The following is a 4,013-nucleotide window of genomic DNA, read 5'->3' as shown; positions in this document are numbered from 1 at the left end:
CGGCCGCGATCCTCGACGAGCGCTGGATCCGGATCTTCATCGCGTCGGCGCTGGAAGACCCGCAGATCACCCAGAAATATCTCGGTCTGCTGCATGAAACGACCTTTCCGCTGATCTTCGCCGAAATCGCGGCTGAAGCAGGTTTCGAGGTTCCGAAAGGCCCGAAAGCAGACGAGCTTGTGCTGGAAATCGTCTGGGGTTTTCACTCCAGCTTCTTCTACATGGGCGTGCGGAAATACGTCTACCGCAACAATATCCCGGACGACCTCGATCCGATTATCCGCGCGCGCGTCGAAGTGTTTGTCGCCGGCCTTGCCGCCAGTATCGGTAATCTCGGGCAGTTCCTGCCCGAGTTGGAGGTGACGCGATGAACAGCATCCAGGACCTCCGCGTCTTCTCGGAAATCGTCAAATCGAACAGCTTTTCTCTGGCAGCCTCGAAGCTTGGCCTGTCGCCGGCAACGATGAGCGGACGGCTGAAGGCGCTCGAGTGCCACTTCGGGGTGGCGCTGTTGAAGCGCACCACCCGTTCACTGTGCCTGACGGAGGAGGGACGCTACCTGTTCGAAACGTCGCAGACGATCCTTGAGGATTTCGAGCGGCTCGACAAGACGATGCGGGCGCGCAGGAAGAACCCGAACGGAACGGTGACGATCGCAGCACCAACGGAATTCGGGCGGAAGTATCTGATCCCCTTGACCAGCGAATTCGGCGCCGCGCATCCGGAAATCGGCTTCCGCCTCATCCTTGGTGACGAGGACGTAAGTCTGGTCGATGACGATTGCGATATCGTCGTTCGCTTTGGCGCAGTGCCCGACAGCGCACTGACCACCCGCAAGCTCGGCGAAAACCCGATGGTCATCTGTGCCGCGCCTGAGTATCTGGCGCGTGTCGGGGCACCGGACGTGCCGACCGATCTCGCTGCACATAACTGTCTCGTCTATCTCGACGGCAGGATGGCTGCGGACAAATGGGGTTTTGCCGTCGATGGCGAACCGACGCTCGTTCGCGTCAGCGGCAACCGCATCGTCTCCGACAGGCAGGCGCTGATCGACCTCGCCAAAGCCGGCCAAGGTCTAATTCGCGTGTCGTCCTGGGATGTCGCGCGCGAACTGGAAGAGGGAACGCTGGTCGCGGTTCTCAGGGACTTCGACTGCGACCCCGAAATCATCCATCTTCTGTCTGAACCGAGACACCGCCTGCCTCTGCGCACGGCCGAGTTCATCGATTTTCTCCTGCAGCGCGTGAAGCGCCTGAGCCGCAGCGCAGAGCTCTGCAGGACCGAATACCCAAGGCTGCGCGGCGCCGCCTGATCGCGTTCCACATCACCCTCATTTCCGACGGTGCGTCTTTTCTGGCCACCGAACGACGACGCATGGAGTTTTTTGAAATGGATTATGGTCTTGCCGGCAAGCACGTGTTGATAACGGGTGGCGCCACGGGCATCGGGCGCGCCATTGCCTCGCTCTTTCTCGCTGAGGGAGCGGATGTCACGGTCAGCGGCATCAGTGCCGCTGAAGTTGAAGATGCCGTCGCGGTCCTTGGCAAGCGTTGCCGGGGGACCGCCGGAGACCTGACCGCTGCCGGTGAGGCCGAGCGGCTCTATGCCTTCGCCTCTTCCCATCGCCCCGTCGATATCCTGATCAACAGCATTGGTGTCTTCGAAGTTCGCGATTTCTTCGAGACGACGGACGAGCACTGGTTTCGCTATTTCGACGTGAACGTCATGACCGGCGTGCGCATGTCGCGGCTGGTGATGAAGGACATGCTGGAGCGCGGCGAAGGCAGCATCGTCTTCATCAGCAGCGAAAGCGCCGTCAAACCGCAGCCGTGGATGGCCCATTACGGCGCCATGAAGACTTGCCTGCTCGGTCTGTCGCGTGCGCTTGCCGAGCTGACGAAAGGCACCCGGGTGAGGGTCAACACCATCCTGCCGGGCCCGACCAACACCGAAGCGGTGCGCCGCTACCACCAGGAAATTGCCGATGAGAAAGGCACGACCCGCGAGGCGGTTGTCTCCGACTACTTCGACGAAACCGAACCGACCTCGCTCATCAGGCGAATGATCGAACCGGACGAAGTGGCGCGCAGCGTCGTGCATCTGGCGGCAAGCTCGCACCTCAACGGCATGGCGATGCGCGCGGAGGGCGGCACGATCCGGGCCATTCTCTGAGCCTTCTTCAGCGGCGCTGAAAAGTGAATTCAGGGCAACGTCCTCAATCGCAAGAGCCAATCGGTTTATCAATAAAATCAGCAGGTTTCGGGAGGTGCAGGTGAACAGATTTGATCTTGGCGGCAAGCGTGCCTTCGTCACCGGCGCCGGAAGTGGCCTCGGGCAGGCAATCGCAATAGCGCTTGCCGAAGCCGGTGCCGATCTCGCCTGCTTCGATCTGCCGGATGCCGCTGGCCAGGACGAGACGCTGGCAGCCATCTCCGCGACCGGCAGGAAAGTGCTGGCGCTTGACGGTGACGTCACCGATCGCAGCTCGATCGAGGCCGCATTCGATCGGGCCGAGCGGGAGTTGGGCGAGATCGACATCGCCGTCAACAGCGCCGGCATCGCCAATGTCAGTGCGGCCGAGACGATGCCGCAGCCGCAGTTTCTGCGGATGATGGAGATCAACCTCAACGGGCTTTTCTGGTCCTGCCAGGTCGAGGGTCGTCGCATGCTGGAGCGTGGCCGCGGCTCCATTCTCAACATGGCGTCGATCTGCGGCTCCACCGCCATACCCGGCCTGGAGCAGGCGCACTACGACGCGACGAAGGCGGCGGTGATCCGCCTGACGAAGAGCCTCGCGGCCGAATGGGCCGGGCGGGGCGTGCGCGTCAACTGCCTCAGCCCAGGCTTCATGGCAACGCCCATGAACAGCCGGCCGGAAGTGGCCGAAAACGTCCGCAAGTTCGCCGAGATGACGCCGATGAAACGCATGGGGCAGCCACACGAAGTGGGCGGGCCGGCGGTTTTCCTCGCGAGCGAGGCGGCGAGTTACTGCACCGGCGTCGATCTGAATATCGACGGCGGCTTTCTATCAATCTGACGACAGAGTGGGAGGAGAAATCATGTCGACAGTTCTGAAATTCACCAGCGCCGCGATCATCGCCTTGTTGGCCGCGTCACCGGCGCTCGCCAAACCGGTCAAGATCGGCTGGGTGCAGGGCAATGCCGCCTTTCAGGCGGAACAGCGCACCCAGGACGGCTTCAAGAAGTACCTGACGGACAACAACATCGATGATTGGGAAGTCACCTATCTCGACTCTGCGGGATCTGCAGAGAAAGTCGCCAACAACATCGAGGATGCGGTCAACCGCGGCGTCGACGTCATCTACGTCACCTACGCAGACCTGCGCGCCTCCAGCAACGCCCTCAAGGGCGCAGAATCGGCGCACATTCCTGTTTACACGGTCGACTCCGGCTGGATCCCCGGCTCGACCGCAGACATCACCACCAACAACTGGCAGATGTCCGCCGAGGTGTCGCTGAGCCTGATCAGCCAGATGAAGGGCAAGGGCAACCTCATCATCATCACCACCGACAAGATCAAGCCGGTGCGCGAGCGCACCGACACGCTGCGAGCGATCTTGAAGGAATATCCCGACATCAAGGTCATCGGCGAATACAATTTCGACGTCGCCAACTTCTACCAGGAAACACTGAACGCCGTGCAGGACTTCGCCACGCGCTATGGCGAAGAGATCAACGCCGTCTGGACACCCTGGGACGAGCCGGCGCAAGCGGCGATCACCGCGCTGCAGGGCGCCGGGCTGAACGTACCGGTCTCGGGCATGGACGGGCACCCGGAAGCGATCAAGGCGATCTGTGAGCCGAACTCGATGTTCGTCGCGACGGGCCGGCAGCAGTTCGAGGAATGGGGCGTGAACCTTGCGACCTATGCCAAGCGGGTGATGCTCGACGGTGACCATCCGAAGGAAGTCACCAACGGCAAGGACATCGTCTACTACGGTGCCACGCTCTTCACCAAGGACAACTGCAAGTGAACCGGTCGGGCGGGCGGT

The 4,013-nt window shown here is 61.7% G+C and carries 4 protein-coding genes and 1 pseudogene; all 5 read left to right on the top strand.

Annotation, left to right across the window (positions count from 1 at the left end; genetic code table 11):
- Positions 1-371: pseudogene (locus VGO12_RS02440) on the top strand (hypothetical protein); the annotation flags it as partial.
- Entirely contained in the window at positions 368-1,312 is a 945-nt protein-coding gene (locus VGO12_RS02435; protein WP_327511157.1) for a LysR family transcriptional regulator, read from the top strand. The pseudogene VGO12_RS02440 and the gene VGO12_RS02435, both read left to right, overlap by 4 nt.
- Positions 1,313-1,389: 77 nt before the next feature.
- The gene (locus tag VGO12_RS02430) at positions 1,390-2,172 is read left to right on the top strand and encodes an SDR family oxidoreductase (RefSeq protein WP_327511156.1); all 783 of its coding nucleotides are present in this window, start codon (positions 1,390-1,392) and stop codon (positions 2,170-2,172) included.
- A 100-nt stretch (positions 2,173-2,272) separates the two neighbouring features.
- The gene (locus tag VGO12_RS02425; RefSeq protein WP_327511155.1) at positions 2,273-3,037 is read left to right on the top strand and encodes an SDR family oxidoreductase; all 765 of its coding nucleotides are present in this window, start codon (positions 2,273-2,275) and stop codon (positions 3,035-3,037) included.
- 22 nt (positions 3,038-3,059) lie between these two features.
- The gene (locus tag VGO12_RS02420) at positions 3,060-3,995 is read left to right on the top strand and encodes a sugar ABC transporter substrate-binding protein (protein WP_327511154.1); all 936 of its coding nucleotides are present in this window, start codon (positions 3,060-3,062) and stop codon (positions 3,993-3,995) included.
- Positions 3,996-4,013 lie beyond the last annotated feature (18 nt).

Origin of the sequence: Ensifer sp., from assembly GCF_035999135.1 — a bacterium.
In the GTDB taxonomy this organism is placed as follows: domain Bacteria; phylum Pseudomonadota; class Alphaproteobacteria; order Rhizobiales; family Rhizobiaceae; genus Ensifer.
Note: the sequence above shows the minus strand (reverse complement) of the source record. Positions and strands in the feature narration are given on the sequence as shown.